Genomic DNA, 17,612 nt, shown 5'->3' on the forward strand with positions numbered 1-17,612 from the left:
TCGTGTATTCGGCGGCTCGTCACACGTAGATCGTGTTACTTGAGCACGCCTTGTTCAGTTCGACGCACGGTACAGACCGTGCGCATCGATGTAGGCCAGGACCGCGTCGGGCACCAGGAAACGTACCGACTTACCGCTGGCCAGCAGTTGACGGATCTGGGTGGCGGAAACCGCGAGCGGTGTCTGCCAGACGAATGCAATCTGTCCGCTCGGCCCTTTCAGGGCCAACGGGTCGCTCACCGAACGCGCTGCCAGCAGGTTGCGCAAGGCATCCGGCGGTTCGCTGTCGGCGTCCGGGCGCTGTAGCACCAGGATGTGGCAATGCTGGAGCAACTCTTCCCAGCGGTGCCAAGTGGGCAGGCCGCAAAATGCGTCCCAGCCCAAAAGCAGAAAAACCTGGGTCTCGGCGGCCATTTCGGCACGCAGCGACTCCAGGGTATCGATGGTCCAGGACGGTTTGTCCCGCTGCAACTCACGGGCGTCCACCACCAGCGGCGGCACACCGGCCACCGCGCACTCGACCATTGCCAGCCGATCCTGCGCCGACACTTGCGGCGTACCGCGATGCGGCGGACGCGCGCTGGGCATCATACGCAGTTCATCGAGCGCCAGCGCTTCGGCGACTTCCAGCGCACCACGCAAATGGCCGATGTGCACCGGGTCGAAGGTTCCGCCCAGCACGCCGATGCGCAGGGGGCGGGACTCGCTGCCGGTGTGCGGCGCGGTCAGGTCGAGGTCGGACAAGTCAGACCGGCGCCTGGCCGCGCAACTGGCCATCACCGACCACGATGTACTTCTCGCAGGTCAGTCCTTCGAGGCCCACCGGGCCACGGGCGTGCAGCTTATCAGTAGAAATGCCGATCTCGGCACCCAATCCGTATTCGAATCCATCGGCGAAGCAGGTCGGGGTGTTGATCATCACCGACGCCGAGTCGACTTGCGCCACAAAACTGCGGGTGTCGGCGAGGTTTTCGCTGACGATCGAGTCGGTGTGATGCGAGCCGTAATGGTTGATGTGTTCAATCGCCTGATCGAGACCGTCGACCACACGAATCGACAGGATCGGCGCCAGATACTCGGTGTTCCAGTCTTCTTCAGTGGCCGCAACTGCATCGATGATCGCCCGGGTGCGCTCGCAGCCACGCAGTTCGACGCCTTTTTCGCGGAACTGCGCAGCCATCGACGGCAGGAAATCCCTGGCAACAGTTTGATCGACCAGCAAAGTCTCCATCGCGCCGCAGATCCCGTAACGGTAGGTCTTGGCATTGAAGGCGATGCGCTGGGCTTTCGCCAGGTCGGCGTGCTGGCTGACGTAGACGTGGCAGATGCCATCGAGGTGTTTGATCACCGGCACGCGGGCATCACGGCTGATGCGTTCGATCAGGCCACGGCCACCGCGCGGCACGATCACGTCGACGTATTCCGACATGGTGATCATCGCGCCGACCGCAGCGCGGTCAGTGGTTTCCACCACTTGCACTACGGCGGCGGGCAGTTCGGCTTCGGCCAGACCGCGCTGAATGCACGCAGCAATGGCGCGATTGGAATGAATCGCCTCGGAACCGCCGCGCAGGATGGTCGCATTGCCCGACTTCAGGCACAGGCTGGCGGCGTCGATGGTCACGTTCGGCCGGGATTCGTAGATGATCCCGATCACACCCAGCGGCACACGCATCTTGCCGACCTGAATCCCCGACGGACGGAAGCTCATGTCGCGGATTGCGCCGACCGGATCCGGCAGCGCTGCAACCTGACGCAAACCGACGATCATGCCGTCGATGCGCGCCGGCGTCAGCTCCAGACGCTCCAGCATTGCTGGCTCCAGACCATTTGCGCGACCGGCGGCCAGATCCAGTTCATTGGCTGCCGCCAGCTCCACGCGAGCCGCGTCCAGCGCATTGGCAGCAGCCTGCAAGGCGCGGTTTTTCTGCGCGGTGCTGGCACGGCCGATGACCCGGGAGGCTTCACGGGCGGCGCGACCCAATCGGGTCATGTAGTCAAGAACGGACTCAGTCATGGTCTGCTGGGGTCTTGGCAAAGAGGAAAGCGGCAGATTATAGCTGTCGCGTCCCCTGACTAACAGCGGTGACGGGCGGATGGTCGAAATGGACAGCGATTTGCCGACGTTCAGGCGTAATTAAGCTGGCAATTGATATCATCGCGCCCTCCTCTGACCGGAAAATACGCTTTGCCATGTCCAGACTGACCGTTCGCGCCGAAGCTGCGCGCCTGCCCGTGGGGCTTACGGACGAATTTTTCGACCGTGACGCCCAGACGCTTGCGCGCGATCTGCTCGGCAAAGTTATCCGCCATCGCATCGGTGATCTGTGGCTGAGTGCGCGGATCATCGAAACCGAAGCCTATTACTGCGCGGAAAAAGGCAGCCACGCGTCTCTCGGCTACACAGAAAAGCGTAAGGCTTTGTTTCTGGACGGCGGGCACATCTATATGTATTACGCCCGTGGCGGCGATTCGCTGAACTTCAGCGCGCAGGGTCCAGGCAATGCGGTGCTGATCAAATCTGCGTATCCGTGGGTCGATGAAATCAGCGGCCCGGCGAGTCTGGCGCAGATGCTGCTGAACAACCCCGATGCCCAAGGCCGGCCACGTCCGCCGCAAAAACTCTGCGCCGGCCAGACGCTGCTGTGCAAGGCGCTCGGTCTGAAAGTGCCGATGTGGGATGCCAAGCGTTTCGATCATGAATTGCTGCTGGTGGAAGACGCAGGGCCGAGGCCCGTACAGATTATTCAAACCACGCGCCTGGGGATTCCCCTTGGCCGTGATGAACACCTGATGTACCGCTTCGTCGACGCTGCCTATGCGCAATGGTGCACGCGGAACCCGCTGCGCCGGGGTCAGGTCGAAGGTCGCGATTATTTTTTGCTGTGAATGAAAGCCCCTGCCGGGGACATTAATGGAATGGAGTGGTTTGTATGGGCCCATGGCTCGATAGCGTAACCGGCTGGTTAGCCGCTAACCCGCAATGGCTGGCCGCCGCGGTGTTTGTTGTGGCTTTGGTTGAATGCCTGGCGATTGCCGGGTTGATCGTGCCCGGCACAGTGTTGCTGTTCGCCGTCGCGGTTCTCGCGGGCAGTGGCGCGTTGTCGTTGAGTGAAACCCTAGTACTGGGGTTTCTCGGCGGGATCCTCGGCGATCTGATCTCGTACTTCGTTGGAAGACACTTCCACCAGAACATCCGGCGTTTGCCGGGGCTGCGCCATCATCCGGAATGGATGGCCGGCGCCGAGTCGTATTTCCAGCGCTACGGTATCGCCAGTCTGCTGGTCGGACGCTTCATCGGGCCGCTGCGACCGATGCTGCCGATGGTCGCCGGCATGTGCGACATGCCGTTCCCGCGCTTCGCCGCCGTCAGCCTGTTGGCTGCCGCTGGCTGGAGTCTGGCGTACCTGCTGCCGGGCTGGGCCACCGGGGCGGCGTTCCGTCTGCCGCTGCCGGAAGGTTTCTGGCTGGAAGCCGGGATTGTCGCCGGCAGCATTGCGGCAATGGTTGGCTTGAGCGTCAATAGCAGCCTGCGTCGCCATCGCCGCGCGACGGTGTGGATCAGCAGCATGAGCCTGTTGATCCTGATCGGCCTGTTCATCGGCTATCCGTATCTGAATGCGCTCGATCAGGGCGTCATGACTCTGGTGCAGGAACACCGCAGCTCATGGCTGGACGAAGTGGCCGTCACCCTCACCCTGATCGGTGAATTCCGCAACATGCTGCTGTTCAGCGCCTTGTTCACTGTGCTGCTGCTGGTGTGCCGCCAGTGGCGCCAGGCGATTTTCGTCGGCGGTACCTTGCTGGTCACCGCACTGGCCAACACGGGTACCAAGGTTTTTTTCGCCCGTGTACGCCCGGAAGTGCTGACCGATCCGCTGACCAGCTACAGCATGCCCAGCGGTCACGCGTCCGGCGCGTTCGCGCTGTTTCTGACCCTCGCCGTACTGGCCGGGCGCGGACAACCGCCGCGCATGCGCCTGACCTGGCTGCTGATCGCCTGCATGCCAGCGCTGGCGATCGCCCTGTCGCGGGTGTACCTGGGCGCGCACTGGCCGACCGATGTACTGGCCGGCACGATGCTCGCCGCTTGCGTGTGCGCCGCCGGCCTGTGGCTTAGCCAGCGACAGACGCCGCTCGGCGCCATGCCGCAGAGAGTCTGGTGGCTGGTGCTGCCGGCGATGGTCGCGTTGTTCGGCTTCTTTGTGTTGCGGCATTTGCCACATACGTTGCTGCGATACGCCTACTAGGCCGCGGTAGTCAGCGCTGGCGGGATGGTTTTCAAGATGAACGACACAGGCTCGGGATTGTAGGCATTGTGCTTGGTGTCGTTCGGATTCCTGTCGAGAAAATACTTCAGGCCTTCCCTGGTTTCATGTTGAAACAAGCGGATTTTCTTCTCGACACTGACCAATCCCACTGAAGCCGGATTGGACGGCAAGTCGTCCAGCGTTTTGAGTTTTCCGGCATAGGTTTGCAGTTCGAAGTAACTGCTGGAATTTTTTTCCACCAGAAGATGTCGGGTGTTTTGATCAAGCCGCAGAGTCCAATTGAAGTAGCGACCGGCGGTTTTGACCTTGAGTGTGTAACGCTCCTGACTCTCCGGAGAAAACTCAATCAATAGCGGTTCAACATCGTCGTGATCCGCCAGTGTCACAATTCGCGAGCTGATTTCATCATTCAGCGAAATCTCGGCACTTAGTCGTTGCCCTGTGGTGATCCGCGAGTGCTTTAAACGCTGCTCCATAACCTGGTAATTGAGTACCAGCGGAAGTCCACCCACAAACAAATGCCCTGTGAACGTAATGTTTTTATCATCAGACATATAAGAACTCTCTTGTTTATCAAACAACCAGATCAAAGTTAAGACGCAGCTTTACTTGCCAGTGGTCGAAGGCGGCAGATCCGGCATATTCCTGACCCGCTTGCGCTTGCGCCGTTCAAGCACCATCGTATCAGCGTAAAACCCTGCGGCCTTGATAACAATGTCGGTGTTCAGATCAACACCGGCATGCTTGAAAATATACTTGCCGGCAATATCATCCCAAAATGCCCATTCATCTTCGTAAATCGTCATTGTGTTCTCCTTGATGATCAAACCCGCTTCCTGCGAGCTGGACTTACGCTAGATGAAAAACCACCGACAGACCACTTCGAACACAATACAAAAAACAACAATACAATCAGCAAAACATTAACCACGGAAACTTACAGCTCTTCATGGCAGATTAAATCGATATATCACCACCGAGCATTTATCTTGGCCAAGCCCTTTTTTACTGTAAGCACTGAAACTATTCCTACAGCACCAATAACTATTTCCGACATTAACAGTGAAACTGTTTCACCGACTGCCGCAGTTGGCAACGCTGCGGGCAAGTCACCTGACCTGCGAGATCTGGACAAATTGTTCGGGCCTCTGCGATTTGGCGAGCTGACCGTGAGCCGCCAGGAACTTCAGGCACTTGGAGCACGCATCAACGGAGAGGCCATTACAGCGGCCAGCATGTACTTCTCCGAGCCCGACCAGGCATTTACTGACGGTCTGGAACTCGACTCGGCGCAGGTCGAGCAGCGAATCAAATCCGTCGATGCACAAGATCGCCAACGGGTCCCGGAATTACTCTATGAAATCGTCACGCTGCGCTCTGCCGATGCGCCGCCACTGCTGCGCGAAATACCTGCTGGCGCGTCTGTCGAGCCCATGCAGAAAATCGCCAGGCTGCTGACCGCGACCCAACGCCTGGATATCCACAGAAGCCCGCTGCCCGACTACTTGCCGAGCTGGGTGGACAAGGTCAAGAGCCGCGGCATGACCAGCATGGGCGCGGGGTTGCAGGCCTACGGCTTGTACAGTGCCTACATCGGCACGATTGACGCGCTGAAGAAAGGCGATACCGCCGAAGCACTGATAAATATCGGCGGCGGCGTGGCGGAAATCGGCTCGCTGGGCGTGGAATATGCGCTGACCAAAACTGGCGAGCAGATGCTGCGCCAGGGCGCGCAGAGCTTCGAGCAATTCGGCAAGACCAGCATGGGCAAATGGCTGGCGCGCGGCGCAGGGCTGATCGCCAGTGTGCTGACGCTGCCGTTCGACATCTATACCGCGATCAAATCCTTCAGCGACGCGGCCAAGGCCGAGGGCAAAGCGGCCCAGGACCTGTATGTCACCGGCGGCTTGAGCGTGTTCAGCGCCGGGCTTTCGCTGATGCTCGGCGCCGCGGCGCTGATGGGCTTCCAGGCCGCTGGCCCGGTGGGCCTGGCGGCTGCGGCGATCCTGATTGTCGGCGCACGCATCTATGGCGCCGCGCGGGTGGTCGATGACATGGACGACTACATCGAACTGACCATCAACGAACGCTGGCGCGCCGGCTGGTTCGCATTTTGGGGTGTGGATCAGGATGCGGCTGTGATGGATCGTTTCACCGTCGCCAAGACGTATAGCGACTACGACAAAGCGCTGAAAAGCAAAAGCCTCGGCTGGCTGAAAAACGAACTCAAAGACAGTGTTGACGCTGTGGTCAACGGGCATTTCGAAGTGCGCCTGCAACCGACACGCGTCTACAAGCACCAGTGGGACGAAACCAAGGGCGAGTCGGCCTACAAGACGGTCAACTCGCCGGTCATCCACGAGACCGACGATATTTACGATGCCCGCAACGGCCTGCCATCTGGCAGCTCCAACATCATTACCGTACAAACTGATCCGGCCAAAGGCGTGCTGTGGAATCTGGGGGGCGGCAATGATCAAGTCAGCGGCGTGGGCGACAAGCCGAATCATTTCAATTACGGCGCCGGTGAAAAACGCCTGAGCGGCGGCGACAAGGATGACTCTTTTCTCTTTCAATCGGCAGCCGCAGCACTGACGTCAGCGCCGGATCAAGTCAGCCACCTGAGTGGCGGTGACGGTACTGATCTGTTGTGGCTGCAAGGCAAGCATGTCCGCCAGGATCACATTCCCGGCACCGCGCCCTACACCGGTTATGACATTGACTTGAACACCGGCAAGCTCGGCTTGCGCACTGCCGATGCGAACGCCGAACCGCAACCGCACTCAACCTTCGACGGCATCGAAAGAGTCGAAACCCTGGCGGGCGCGGCCAATCGGGTGACCGGTTCGGACCGGGCAGACATGATTACCGCCAATGGCCAGGACCGCATCAGTGCCGGCGCTGGCGACGATCAGGTGTCGATCCGTGGCAGCCACGTCATCGTTGACGGCGGCAGCGGTGTCGACACCTATCACATCGACCCGCTGAGCCTTGAAGTGTCGATCACCGATGATGATCAGGAGCAAAGCACCGTGTACCTCGGCGTGCCGCTCGAGGCCATCCAGCGCTGGTGCATTCGCGCAGATGCGCTGGTAATCGAAACTCTACGCGACGATGACCCGCAGTCATCCGGGCGCACGCTGATCATCGAAGCGGTGTACCAGACGATCAATGGCAAACGCTCGCTGCGCAACGACAAATGGCTGTTCGTCACGCAGGACGGTTATCACCTGCAACCGGACTGGCCCGCACAAACAGTCGACCTGAGCGAACAAGTACTGAACGCCGTGGTGATCAAGGCAGGTGTCGGCAAACCGTCCCCGTTCGTGTTGCACGACCGCGTGCAGACAGTCTCGGCGAGTGCGCAGTCTTTCTATTACGTATCCCGCGACAGCCATCACCCGACGTTGCGAGCGAGCGAGCAGATTGCCCGCAGCACGCTGTATATCGACTTCGACAGTAGCGAGATCGACGAGGTCAGGGCCGTCTATATCGTGCACTCAGCGCGCCATGGCGCTTTCACGACGCTGAGTCATCAAGGTGTGCATTTCACGCTCACCTTCAAAAAAGGCGGACTGCTTTCGCTGTACGGCGGGGTGCGCGAACATCCTGGCAAGAAAACCGACATGGGCGCCGGGATTCTCGCGTCACCGTGGCAGATCAGTCATCACTTCATCCTGGTGATGCGCGATGGCGTGTCTTACTACCTCGATGTCCCGCAGAACAACTATCGCGACGACGCGCAAAAACCTGGCTACACCGTGATTCAAAGTCGCGGCTCGCTGCGTGAGCGCGCCGGGAAATACACCTTCGTCAGGCCGGCGGTGGAAAAACGTACGCTGAAACAAACAGCGCAGCGCATCGACTTCAAATTGGCCCCGCACAGTGCCTCCTACGCATTGGAAGGCCGCTCGGGACGCTACGAAATCCATCCGGCGAGCAACATGTCCATCAGCCTCTCGACAGCGACGGCCGATGCTGGCACGTCCGGCTCTTCGAGCTGGGACATCTACACGCGACACCTTCAGGAGCCGATTGATCGCAGCAAGTTAGCCATCAGCAACAACCTGCTGAAGATCGGCAGCATTCACATCCACTTGCCCGACAGCAGCGATCCTTCGCTGCCACTCGAAAGCGTCGATGTCATCGTTTCCAGCGGACACCGTTACCGGATCAATGCGTTGTTCGAAGTCATCGGTCTGTATGCAGTCGACGCATCGGCATGCGCATCGCCCCAGGCGATCGTCGCGCTGATCGAGGCACACAAGGCCCGGGATGAACTCGAGAGTGGCGCAATCCACGTTCAGAACATTCAACTGGCGGACTTGGCCCCAGGCAAGATCCTTTACAACGCCGACATCGGCCGCTGGCAGATCGACAGCGATCCGGCACGCCTGATAAGCGTCGAACACCTGAGCATTCAGCAATTGTCCCCAGCCAAAGAGCCGGCACTCGCTTGATTGGTTTTTCACTCACTTCTGCAATCGTCAAGGAATGACACCATGCGCCCCAAACCACCTGCGTCGCCCAACATCCCGAAAGTCAATTCGCCGACGCTTGATACGGGATCCAACCGGTTCCGCCCAGACGCCGATCTGCCTGTGCTGCACCAGACGCCATTGGCTGGCACGAGTCGGCCCGCAGTCAACGTGGATGCGACGAACAGTGTTCGCGCCCATGCTGGCGCCGACGTATCGAGAGTCGAAATTTCCGACCTGCCTGGCGTCGTGTCTGAACCGCACAACGGACTGAGCAGTTACCTGCTGAATGCCGCGCTGCTGCGCAATATGCAAACCGCCGACGCTGACGGCTTTCGTTTTGTCGTTGGGCGCAGATTCGTCGACGTCAAAGATTCCGGTACCGTGCACGTCGAGTTCGATGCGGGGCTTGGCGCCTATCGGGCCACCGACCTGTACAAAAAACTGCCACCTGGCCCCGCACTGTTCAGAAACCAGGGCGAAGCCACCTGGAGCCCGGTTCGTCAGGTCGAGTCGGCTAACTCGTTAAAACGCCCAGGCACTGCGGGCGATGAAGGCGCAATACAGGTACCGGCCAAGCAGTTGCATATAGCGTCACTCTCCGCGCACGAAGCGACCAGGCAACTGCTCGGCGACTCACTGCTTGCAATGTATCCACTCCTGACGCATGGCCAACGCGTCGAGCTGCTGCGCTCCTACAATCTTTCGCCGGGGCAGCACGTGCAACTGCACAACGACTTGATGGCCAATCCGAAAGTGATGCCGGAGTGGGCCGAGCAGCATCGACTGCGATCCCTGGACGCGAACGATCCGACCCGCTTTGATCGACTCTACGAGGAAATACAGCCGCTGCTCCTGCCCGTAAGGAACGGCACAATGCACAGCGACCTGGTGGATTTCGACAAAAGTGTCAGTCGCGAATATCTCGACGGGTTTCTGGCCAGACTGGGTTATTTGCGCAACGCCAGCGACTGCCTGTACCGCACCGACATCCCCGGGTTGTTCCGGGCCGACGAGCGCACGCCCTTCGAGTTGTATAACGACGCCCGAATGTTGCCGCGCCTGAAACACCCGCGCGGCGCGACCACCGAGAAGCCGATCAGCGCAACGGTCAGCCACAAGCTGGTCAAGAGGTACAGCGGCAGAGGCTCCGAAGCGCCCAACCCGGAATACCTGCGCTACAACAGTCAGAGGAACAAGTTTCCCGGCAGAAAACCGGGCGATTCCGATACTGACTCTGGCCGTTCGGATAATGAATGGTCGGACGCATCAGACGTGGATCTGGACTCGGAGCGCAATTACGAAACCATCCGCCACGATCAGCAGTTCGTGTTCTCTTACATCATCGATACACGAAGAATGGAGGTGGTCCTCAACGAGGAAAACCATCTGCTCAATCTGTCGGCGCTGGAAAAGAGTGCGTGGTTTCCCGAGGACGAACTGGAGGCGCTGATTTCGGCGTCGAAAGCGGGCATTTCATCAGAGCGGCTGTGGCTAATGGACTCGACCTTCACGCGCGCAGCCAAGGTCGACGACGTTGCCGCAGAAGGCCAGAGCAGCTACATCGGCAATGATATCGAGGCGCGTACCCACAGTGGAATTTCCAACCAGCACGAATATGACGACCTGATCGATGCTGTCGCCAAGGCAGGCAAGCCGATATTGCACCTGCCAGCGGGCAAGGACTGGTTCGCCAACGATATCGTCTGGCCCGAATAACCAGTCGCTAAGCGAAGAGTTCGCCCTGCAGCTCATCGAGCAACGCCTGGATCGCATCCAGGCGTTGCTGCGGATCATCGAGTTGCAACAGGTCGATCTTGTCTTCTTCGGCGAACGGCAGCAGATAGGCCAATTGATTGGCCAGCGATTGCTGGCCGAGCGCTTCGATGCCCATGTTCAGCGCTTCGACCATCGGGTGTTCGGCCAAGGCCTTGAGCAGTGCCACCAGATCCGCGTCTTCATCCTGCAACGGCTGTTCGGGCTCATCGTCCAGCCACTCGACGTCGGCGACGATCAATTGATCGCGCTGCACTTCAGTGCGCAACACCGTGAAGCGCCGCCCGCCCTGCACGCGGATGCCGAGCAGGCCGTTGTCCTGCTGCTGGAAATCGGTGATCCGCGCTTCGCAGCCGACCATCGCGAAACCTTCCGGCGCAGCGCCGACCTCGTGACCTTCGAGGATGCACACCACGCCAAATCCGCCGCCCTGCTTCATGCAGCGGCCGATCATGTCGAGGTAGCGCGCTTCGAAGATCTGCAAATCCAGATTGCAGCCGGGAAACAGCACTGTGTTCAGCGGAAAAAGCGCCAGGCTCATAGACATTTCCTTACACCACCATCGACACCGCCAACGGCAGGAATACCGCCGTGGCCACGCCCATCAGACTCATTGCCAGTGCCGCAAAAGCACCGCACTCATCACTTTCCTGCATCGCCACCGCCGTGCCGACCGCATGCGCGGTCATGCCCAGCGCCATGCCGCGTGCTTCCGGGCTGTGCACGCCGAGACGGTTCAACAGCGCCGGGCCGAAGATTGCGCCGATCACCCCGGTGATCAGCACAAACACTGCCGCCAGCGCCGCCACGCCGCCAATCTGCTCGGCCACCAGCATGGCAATCGGTGAAGTCACCGATTTCGGCGCCATGGTCATCAAGATCATGTGATCAGCACCGAACCACCAACCGAGCGCCACGCCCAAACCCGTGGCAACCACCCCGCCTATCACCAGCGTAGTAAAAATCGGCCAGAACAATTGCCGGATGCGTCGCAGATTCAGATAAAGCGGCACCGCCAGCGCCACCGTCGCCGGACCGAGCAGAATACTCAGGATCTCAGTGCTCTTGCGGTACTCGGCATAGGTGATGCCGCACGCCGTCAGCACGCCGATCAGCACCAACATCGAGACCAGCACCGGTTGCAGAAAGATCCAGCGGGTTTTCTCGAATGCCGCCAGCACCATCTGATAGGCACCGAGGGTGATGCCGATGCCGAACAGCGGATGGTGAATCACCGACGTCCAGGCGCCGTGCCAGTCGAACAGCATCAGGATTCCTCCACCGGCGGCGCGTGGCGTTTGACCAGGCGCTGCATCAGCACCCCGGCGAAAGCCATCGAGAGAATCAGCGACAACACCAGCGCGCCGACAATCGCCCAGAAATCGGCGGCAATCGCCGTGGCGTAAACCATCACGCCCACCGCTGGCGGCACCAGCAGCAATGGCAGATAACGCAGCAGACTGCTGGCTGCCAGGCTCACCGGCTCGCCGACTTCACCGCGAATGATCAGGAATACCAGCAGCAGCAACAGGCCGATGATCGGCCCCGGCAGCACCGGCAACAGCAAATGATTGAGCGCCGTGCCGAGCAATTGGAACAGCACCAGCATGGTCAGGCCACGTAGCAACATCCGACATCTCCTACAAAAAACGCCCGGCATTATAAGCACGCCTGCGCTATGGATCGGCATTCGCCAAAAGCATGGTCGGTTGACCGGAGCAAATCGCCATGATGATCTACAGTGGTTCGCAGGGCGGTCAAATCCCCCACCAGAAAAACTATAAAACCGATGAACCCAAGGAGAGTCTCAATGCCCTATGTTCCAGTTGCAGAGCTCAAAGATTATGTCGGCAAGGAACTCGGACGTTCCGAATGGCTCACCATCGATCAGGAGCGCATCAACCTGTTCGCTGAAGCCACCGGGGATTATCAGTTCATTCACGTCGACCCGGTCAAAGCCGCGCAAACGCCATTTGGCAGCACCATCGCTCACGGTTTCCTGTCGTTGTCGCTGATGCCCAAACTGATGGAAGACATCCTGATCCTGCCTGAAGGCGTGAAAATGGTAGTCAACTACGGTCTGGACAGCGTGCGCTTCATCCAGCCAGTCAAGGTCAATTCGAAAGTCAGGCTCAAGGTCGACATGCTTGAAGTGACCGAGAAAAAACCCGGCCAATGGCTACTCAAAGCCACCGCCACGCTGGAGATAGAAGGCTCGGACAAACCGGCCTACATCGCCGAACCGCTGTCGCTCTGCTTCGTTTAAGCCTCCGGATGCGAACCGGCGCACGCTGTTTCGCATCCCCTCCTCGTTCCCGGCTGTATAAGGTCACATAGCTGCGGCATACTCCGTCGCCTACTTGCCCGGATCCCGCTATGCGCTCACTTGCCGCTCTTGTTCCGCTTGCCTTGACCCTGATGCTCACCGCTTGCGGCGACGGCGAATCGCTGTTGCCCCCGGACGCGCGCCTGCCCGACGGCGGGCGTTATCGCGGTGAACTGGTCGACGGCTTGCTGCACGGTCAGGGCCGCATCGACTACCCGAACGGCAGTTGGTACGCCGGGCAATTCGACAAGGGCCAATGGCACGGCCAGGGTGAATGGCATGGCAGCAACGGCGAGGTCTATCGCGGGCAGTTCCAGCAAGGGCTGTTCGACGGTCAGGGCAGCCTGACCACCAGTGTCAGCAGCTACACCGGCGGCTTCAAGCTCGGCCGGCGTGACGGCGAAGGCACCCTCAAAGAAAACGCCATGACCTACCGCGGCGAGTTCAAGGCGGATCAATATTCCGGGCTCGGTCGCCTCGAACTTGATGACGGCAGTTCTTATCAAGGCCAGTTCGCCCACGGCAAACCCAACGGCGAAGGCCAGCGCGGCGATGCCAGCGGTAATACCTTCAGCGGACATTTCGTCAACGGTCAGCTGGAAGGCAACGGCACGTTCAACAGTGCCGACGGCGACATCTACGTTGGCGGCTTCAAGAACAATCAGCTGCACGGCAAGGGCCGCTACGAAAACGCTGACGGCGATGTCTGGCTCGGTCAGTTCAAGGAAGGCGCACTGACCGGCAAGGGCGAGCTGATCGGCGCCGACGGCAGCCATTACACCGGCTCGTTCAGCGACTGGCGCTTCAGCGGTCAGGGCCGCTTGAACCTGGCCGACGGCAGCTTCTATATCGGCCAGTTCGACAACGACAGCTATTCGGGACGCGGCACTTTGGTGCTGACCGACGGCAGCGTGTTAAGCGGCACCTGGGTCAATGGTCAGCGCGTGCGCGATGCCGATGGCAAGTTGCTGCCCGACTCACTCGAACTTGGATTGCTCGCACAGGGTCGCCTGCTCGAAGACGCATTGGCCGCGGTTCCGGCCTCGACTCCGGCTGTCGAGTTGTACACCCTGACCCTCGGCGGCGACGGCAAGCAGAGCGTATTTCTGCGCGAATCGGACTTCGTCTCGAACATGCTCGCTACGCGCTTCGGCGCCTACGGTCAGATTCGTCTGGTCAACCATCGCGACCACCTCGGCGACCGGCCGATGGCCACCCGCGAAAACCTGCGCCGTGCCGCCCAGACCCTGGCCGAACGCAGCGGCCCGGAAGATTTGCTGTTCATCTACCTGACCAGCCACGGCACCGCCGAACACGAACTGGTACTCGACCAGCCGCGCATGGAACTGGCCGACCTGCCCGCCGACGAACTCGCCGCCGTGCTCACGCCACTGAAAAACCGCGACAAAGTGATCGTGATTTCCTCGTGCTACTCCGGCGGTTTCATCCCGGCGCTCAAAGACGAACGCACGCTGATCATGACCGCCTCGCGCGCCGATCGCGTGTCGTTTGGCTGCTCGGAAGAAGCCAACTTCACCTACTTCGGTGACGCGTTGTTCGCGCAGGCGCTGAACCAGACCGACGATCTGGAGCAAGCCTTCAAACTGGCCAAAGCCACCGTCGCCGAGCGCGAACTGGCGGACAGCTTCGAAGCCTCGGAGCCGCAGATCTGGGCGCCGAAAACCGTGCTTTCGCACTGGCAACTGCTGCGCAAACAGCAGGCGCGAAAAGCATTGCAGAGTGCTTCGTTGAACGACGGAGTGCCAAAGAGCAACTAAGCTGAACAGTATCAAGGGAGAAACACTATGTACTTGACGCCTCAGCATGTATTGCTTGCCGGAGCCACCGGTTTGACCGGTGAACATCTACTCGACCGCTTGCTCAACGAGCCAACGATCACGCGTGTTCTCGCCCCTTCACGCCGGCCACTGGCCGAGCATCCACATTTGGAAAACCCGGTCGGTGATCCGCAGGTTTTTCTGCCGCAACTGGCCGGTCGCGTCGACATCGCCTATTGCTGCCTCGGCACCACGATCAAACAGGCCGGCTCGGAAGAAGCGTTCCGTGCAGTGGACCTGGACATGGTCGTGGCATTCGCCAAGCGCGCACGGGAAATGGGTGCGCGGCATTTGATCGTGATCAGTGCCCTGGGGGCGGATCGCCGATCCTCGATTTTCTATAACCGGGTCAAAGGCGAGATGGAATACGCATTGCGCGCACAGGATTGGCCGCAACTGACCATTTGCCGGCCTTCGTTGTTGCTTGGTGAACGTACCGAGCCGCGTTTGGGCGAACAGCTTGCCGCACCGTTTTCGAAATTGATTCCCGGCAAATACCGCGGCATCGAAGCCTGCCAACTGGCCCGGGCGATGTGGCGGCTGGCGCTGGAAGAACAGGATGGGGTGCGCGTGGTTGAATCGGATGAACTGAGGAAACTCGGCAAGTAAACGCGAACCTGTGGCGAGGGAGCTTGCTCCCTCGCCACAGGGAGTTGTGCACTCCCCTACAATCCGCCAGTCGCCTGAAACCCCACGCCTAAAACGGTGAGCAGCGACAACGGCAGGAGCAGCGTATCCAGCAAAGCACTCGCCGGCAGATCCACCCCCGGATAACTCGGTGCCTCAGCCCCGAAGCGATCCATCGCACAACACCCGCCATTCAGCGCATACAAATCCAGGCGAGTCCCGGCGTACACCACCGGCGCACCCGCTTTGGCTGCGTCCAGCGTGCGCGCCGTGGCGCATCCCGTCAGTTGCAGCGCCAACACTAAAACCAACCACTTATTCATTGCTGTTCAGGTGATGCTCGCCCCAGCGCGGCAGCATGTCCTGAGGGATCCCCAGCAGATTGAGAATCCGCGCCACGACGAAATCGATCAGGTCATCGATGGTTTGCGGCTGGTGATAGAACCCTGGTGAGGCCGGCAGGATGGTCACGCCCATGTTCGACAGCTTGAGCATGTGCTCCAGATGAATACTCGAATACGGCGCTTCACGCGGCACCAGAATCAACTGGCGGCGCTCTTTGAGCGTCACATCCGCTGCGCGCTCGATCAGGTTGTTGCAGGCGCCGGTGGCAATCGCCGACAGCGTGCCGGTCGAACACGGCACCACCACCATCGCCGCCGGCGCCCCGGAGCCGGAAGCCACTGGCGACATCCAGTCCTCTTTGCCATACACACGAATCTGCCCGGCAGCCGCGCCGGTGTATTCGCTGAGGAACGCCTGCATCATCTGCGGCTTGGGTGGCAGCGAAACGTCGGTCTCGGTAGCCATCACCAACTGCGCAGCCTTGGAAATGAGGAAATGCACCTCACGATCTTCACGCACCAGACAATCGAGCAGGCGCAAACCGTACTGGGCGCCGGACGCGCCGGTCATCGCCAGCGTAATGCGTTCGGGGCCGTTGCTCATTTCAGCGCCTCGGCGAGTTTGCCGTGCAGGCCGCCGAAGCCGCCGTTGCTCATGATCACCACGTGGGTGCCGGGCTGGGCCTGGCTCTTCACGCGTTCGATGATGCCTTCCAGCGAATCGCTGACAATCGACGGCACGGTGCACAGCGCTGCGGTGCCCGCCAGATCCCAACCGAGGTTGGCCGGGGCGTACCAGATCACCTGATCGGCATCGACCACGCTGTCCGGCAGACCGTCGCGGTGCGCGCCGAGTTTCATCGAGTTGGAACGCGGCTCGATGATCGCGATCAGCGGCGCATCGCCGATGCGTTTGCGCAAGCCATCAAGGGTGGTGGCAATCGCGGTCGGGTGATGAGCAAAATCGTCATAGATGGTGATGCCGCGCACTTCCGCGACTTTTTCCATGCGGCGTTTGACGTTTTTGAACGCGCTCAACCCGGCTATGCCCATCGACGGCACCACACCGACATGACGTGCAGCGGCCAGCGCGGCCAAGGCGTTGGCGACGTTGTGCAGACCGGTCAATTCCCACTCGACCGTGCCTTGGGACACGCCTTCAAACATCACTTCGAATGCCGAGCCGTCGTCTTTGTGCAACTTGACCTGCCACTGGCCGCCGACACCGGTGGTCTGCACCGGGGTCCAGCAACCCATCTCGATCACCCGCTGCAGAGCAGGCTCGGTGGTCGGGTGAATCACCAGACCTTCGCTCGGAATCGTACGCACCAAATGGTGGAACTGACGCTCGATGGCCGGCAGATCGGGGAAGATGTCGGCGTGATCGAACTCAAGATTGTTGAGGATCGCGGTGCGCGGACGGTAGTGAACAAACTTCGAACGCTTGTCGAAGAACGCGCTGTCGTATTCGTCAGCTTCGATCACGAAGAACGGCGTACCGCCCAGTCGCGCCGACACCGAGAAGTTCTGTGGCACGCCGCCGATCAGAAAACCCGGGCTCATGCCCGCATGTTCCAGCACCCAGGCCAGCATGCTGCTGGTGGTGGTCTTGCCATGCGTACCGGCAACCGCCAGCACCCAGCGCCCTTGCAGCACATGATCGGCCAGCCACTGCGGGCCGGAGACGTACGGCAGGCCTTTGTTCAGCACATACTCCACCGCAGGGTTGCCGCGGGACATGGCGTTGCCGATCACTACCAGATCCGGCGCGGGATCAAGCTGCACCGGGTCGTAACCCTGCGTCAGCTGAATGCCCTGGGCTTCGAGCTGCGTGCTCATCGGCGGATAAACGTTGGCATCGGAGCCGGTCACGTGATGGCCCAGCTCTTTGGCCAGAACCGCCATCGAGCCCATGAAAGTCCCGCAGATACCCAGAATATGAATGTGCATAG

Annotated in this window: 17 protein-coding genes; 7 read left to right on the forward strand and 10 right to left on the reverse strand. The window is 60.2% G+C overall.

The features are described 5' to 3' along the window. Positions 1-54: 54 nt before the first annotated feature. Both nadD and ACP7EE_RS14480 read right to left on the reverse strand, forming a co-directional pair. Positions 55-777, reverse strand: a complete 723-nt coding sequence (gene nadD, locus ACP7EE_RS14475) for a nicotinate-nucleotide adenylyltransferase (protein ID WP_426204685.1) — start codon at positions 775-777, stop codon at positions 55-57. Continuing rightward, on the reverse strand, positions 746-2,017 hold the full coding sequence (locus tag ACP7EE_RS14480; protein ID WP_426234990.1) for a glutamate-5-semialdehyde dehydrogenase: 1,272 nt from the start codon (positions 2,015-2,017) through the stop codon (positions 746-748). The genes nadD and ACP7EE_RS14480 overlap by 32 nt, the downstream gene beginning before the upstream one ends. A gap of 176 nt (positions 2,018-2,193) precedes the next feature. On the opposite strand from ACP7EE_RS14480, the gene ACP7EE_RS14485 reads away from it, so the two are divergent. Both ACP7EE_RS14485 and ACP7EE_RS14490 read left to right on the forward strand, forming a co-directional pair. Beyond that, positions 2,194-2,889 (forward strand): DNA-3-methyladenine glycosylase, encoded by a 696-nt coding sequence (locus tag ACP7EE_RS14485; RefSeq protein ID WP_426234991.1) that lies wholly within the window; start codon positions 2,194-2,196, stop codon positions 2,887-2,889. A gap of 44 nt (positions 2,890-2,933) precedes the next feature. Further along, positions 2,934-4,250 carry a bifunctional DedA family/phosphatase PAP2 family protein gene (locus ACP7EE_RS14490; protein WP_420648538.1) on the forward strand — a complete coding sequence of 439 codons (1,317 nt, stop codon included), beginning with the start codon at positions 2,934-2,936 and terminating at the stop codon, positions 4,248-4,250. Here ACP7EE_RS14490 and ACP7EE_RS14495 read toward each other — a convergent pair. Both ACP7EE_RS14495 and ACP7EE_RS14500 read right to left on the reverse strand, forming a co-directional pair. After that, positions 4,247-4,825, reverse strand: a complete 579-nt coding sequence (locus ACP7EE_RS14495; protein WP_426234992.1) for a hypothetical protein — start codon at positions 4,823-4,825, stop codon at positions 4,247-4,249. The genes ACP7EE_RS14490 and ACP7EE_RS14495 overlap by 4 nt on opposite strands. A 51-nt stretch (positions 4,826-4,876) precedes the next feature. Further along, the gene (locus tag ACP7EE_RS14500; RefSeq protein WP_426204692.1) at positions 4,877-5,077 is read right to left on the reverse strand and encodes a hypothetical protein; all 201 of its coding nucleotides are present in this window, start codon (positions 5,075-5,077) and stop codon (positions 4,877-4,879) included. A gap of 363 nt (positions 5,078-5,440) precedes the next feature. Between ACP7EE_RS14500 and ACP7EE_RS14505 the strand changes: the two genes are divergently transcribed. Together ACP7EE_RS14505 and ACP7EE_RS14510 are read left to right on the forward strand one after the other, a co-directional pair. Then, the gene (locus tag ACP7EE_RS14505; protein WP_426234993.1) at positions 5,441-8,731 is read left to right on the forward strand and encodes a calcium-binding protein; all 3,291 of its coding nucleotides are present in this window, start codon (positions 5,441-5,443) and stop codon (positions 8,729-8,731) included. Between the two features lie 42 nt (positions 8,732-8,773). Continuing rightward, positions 8,774-10,468 carry a hypothetical protein gene (locus ACP7EE_RS14510; RefSeq protein WP_426234994.1) on the forward strand — a complete coding sequence of 565 codons (1,695 nt, stop codon included), beginning with the start codon at positions 8,774-8,776 and terminating at the stop codon, positions 10,466-10,468. A 7-nt stretch (positions 10,469-10,475) separates the two neighbouring features. Here ACP7EE_RS14510 and ACP7EE_RS14515 read toward each other — a convergent pair whose 3' ends face one another. The 3 genes from ACP7EE_RS14515 to ACP7EE_RS14525 are packed head-to-tail and all read right to left on the reverse strand — an operon-like array spanning position 10,476 to position 12,155. Continuing rightward, a complete protein-coding gene (locus ACP7EE_RS14515) occupies positions 10,476-11,066 on the reverse strand; it encodes an LON peptidase substrate-binding domain-containing protein (protein WP_420648543.1) in 591 nt (196 codons plus the stop codon). 10 nt (positions 11,067-11,076) lie between these two features. Next, positions 11,077-11,793, reverse strand: coding sequence for an LrgB family protein (locus ACP7EE_RS14520; protein WP_426204698.1), 717 nt, complete (start codon positions 11,791-11,793; stop codon positions 11,077-11,079). Continuing rightward, entirely contained in the window at positions 11,793-12,155 is a 363-nt protein-coding gene (locus ACP7EE_RS14525) for a CidA/LrgA family protein (RefSeq protein ID WP_426234995.1), read from the reverse strand. Before ACP7EE_RS14525 ends, ACP7EE_RS14520 begins: the two co-directional genes overlap by 1 nt. Positions 12,156-12,335: 180 nt before the next feature. Between ACP7EE_RS14525 and ACP7EE_RS14530 the strand changes: the two genes are divergently transcribed. From ACP7EE_RS14530 to ACP7EE_RS14540, 3 genes are all read left to right on the forward strand, one after another. Further along, positions 12,336-12,791 (forward strand): MaoC family dehydratase, encoded by a 456-nt coding sequence (locus ACP7EE_RS14530; protein ID WP_426234996.1) that lies wholly within the window; start codon positions 12,336-12,338, stop codon positions 12,789-12,791. Positions 12,792-12,901: 110 nt separating this feature from the next. After that, positions 12,902-14,629 carry a C13 family peptidase gene (locus ACP7EE_RS14535; RefSeq protein ID WP_426234997.1) on the forward strand — a complete coding sequence of 576 codons (1,728 nt, stop codon included), beginning with the start codon at positions 12,902-12,904 and terminating at the stop codon, positions 14,627-14,629. A 27-nt stretch (positions 14,630-14,656) separates the two neighbouring features. Further along, positions 14,657-15,298 (forward strand): oxidoreductase, encoded by a 642-nt coding sequence (locus ACP7EE_RS14540; RefSeq protein WP_420648548.1) that lies wholly within the window; start codon positions 14,657-14,659, stop codon positions 15,296-15,298. 56 nt (positions 15,299-15,354) lie between these two features. Here ACP7EE_RS14540 and ACP7EE_RS14545 read toward each other — a convergent pair whose 3' ends face one another. The 3 genes from ACP7EE_RS14545 to mpl are packed head-to-tail and all read right to left on the reverse strand — an operon-like array spanning position 15,355 to position 17,610. Next, complete coding sequence (locus ACP7EE_RS14545) at positions 15,355-15,639, reverse strand: YceK/YidQ family lipoprotein (protein ID WP_420648549.1); 285 nt, start codon at positions 15,637-15,639, stop codon at positions 15,355-15,357. Further along, entirely contained in the window at positions 15,632-16,264 is a 633-nt protein-coding gene (gene ubiX, locus ACP7EE_RS14550; protein WP_420648550.1) for a flavin prenyltransferase UbiX, read from the reverse strand. The genes ACP7EE_RS14545 and ubiX overlap by 8 nt, the downstream gene beginning before the upstream one ends. Beyond that, on the reverse strand, positions 16,261-17,610 hold the full coding sequence (gene mpl, locus ACP7EE_RS14555; RefSeq protein ID WP_426234998.1) for a UDP-N-acetylmuramate:L-alanyl-gamma-D-glutamyl-meso-diaminopimelate ligase: 1,350 nt from the start codon (positions 17,608-17,610) through the stop codon (positions 16,261-16,263). The genes ubiX and mpl overlap by 4 nt, the downstream gene beginning before the upstream one ends. Positions 17,611-17,612 lie beyond the last annotated feature (2 nt).

The sequence above is a fragment of the Pseudomonas sp. TWP3-2 genome (assembly GCF_049897765.1).
GTDB lineage: Bacteria > Pseudomonadota > Gammaproteobacteria > Pseudomonadales > Pseudomonadaceae > Aquipseudomonas.

Excerpts from the sequence above, each read along its gene's own strand:
- ACP7EE_RS14480 (WP_426234990.1), bottom strand. The coding sequence starts at position 2,017 with ATGACTGAGTCCGTTCTTGACTACATGACCCGATTGGGTCGCGCCGCC.
- ACP7EE_RS14530 (WP_426234996.1), top strand. The coding sequence starts at position 12,336 with ATGCCCTATGTTCCAGTTGCAGAGCTCAAAGATTATGTCGGCAAGGAA.
- ACP7EE_RS14540 (WP_420648548.1), top strand. The coding sequence starts at position 14,657 with ATGTACTTGACGCCTCAGCATGTATTGCTTGCCGGAGCCACCGGTTTG.
- ubiX (WP_420648550.1), bottom strand. The coding sequence starts at position 16,264 with ATGAGCAACGGCCCCGAACGCATTACGCTGGCGATGACCGGCGCGTCC.
- ACP7EE_RS14485 (WP_426234991.1), top strand. The coding sequence starts at position 2,194 with ATGTCCAGACTGACCGTTCGCGCCGAAGCTGCGCGCCTGCCCGTGGGG.
- ACP7EE_RS14535 (WP_426234997.1), top strand. The coding sequence starts at position 12,902 with ATGCGCTCACTTGCCGCTCTTGTTCCGCTTGCCTTGACCCTGATGCTC.
- nadD (WP_426204685.1), bottom strand. The coding sequence starts at position 777 with ATGGCCAGTTGCGCGGCCAGGCGCCGGTCTGACTTGTCCGACCTCGAC.
- ACP7EE_RS14500 (WP_426204692.1), bottom strand. The coding sequence starts at position 5,077 with ATGACGATTTACGAAGATGAATGGGCATTTTGGGATGATATTGCCGGC.
- ACP7EE_RS14545 (WP_420648549.1), bottom strand. The coding sequence starts at position 15,639 with ATGAATAAGTGGTTGGTTTTAGTGTTGGCGCTGCAACTGACGGGATGC.
- ACP7EE_RS14495 (WP_426234992.1), bottom strand. The coding sequence starts at position 4,825 with ATGTCTGATGATAAAAACATTACGTTCACAGGGCATTTGTTTGTGGGT.
- ACP7EE_RS14490 (WP_420648538.1), top strand. The coding sequence starts at position 2,934 with ATGGGCCCATGGCTCGATAGCGTAACCGGCTGGTTAGCCGCTAACCCG.
- ACP7EE_RS14525 (WP_426234995.1), bottom strand. The coding sequence starts at position 12,155 with ATGTTGCTACGTGGCCTGACCATGCTGGTGCTGTTCCAATTGCTCGGC.
- ACP7EE_RS14515 (WP_420648543.1), bottom strand. The coding sequence starts at position 11,066 with ATGAGCCTGGCGCTTTTTCCGCTGAACACAGTGCTGTTTCCCGGCTGC.
- ACP7EE_RS14520 (WP_426204698.1), bottom strand. The coding sequence starts at position 11,793 with ATGCTGTTCGACTGGCACGGCGCCTGGACGTCGGTGATTCACCATCCG.
- mpl (WP_426234998.1), bottom strand. The coding sequence starts at position 17,610 with ATGCACATTCATATTCTGGGTATCTGCGGGACTTTCATGGGCTCGATG.
- ACP7EE_RS14510 (WP_426234994.1), top strand. The coding sequence starts at position 8,774 with ATGCGCCCCAAACCACCTGCGTCGCCCAACATCCCGAAAGTCAATTCG.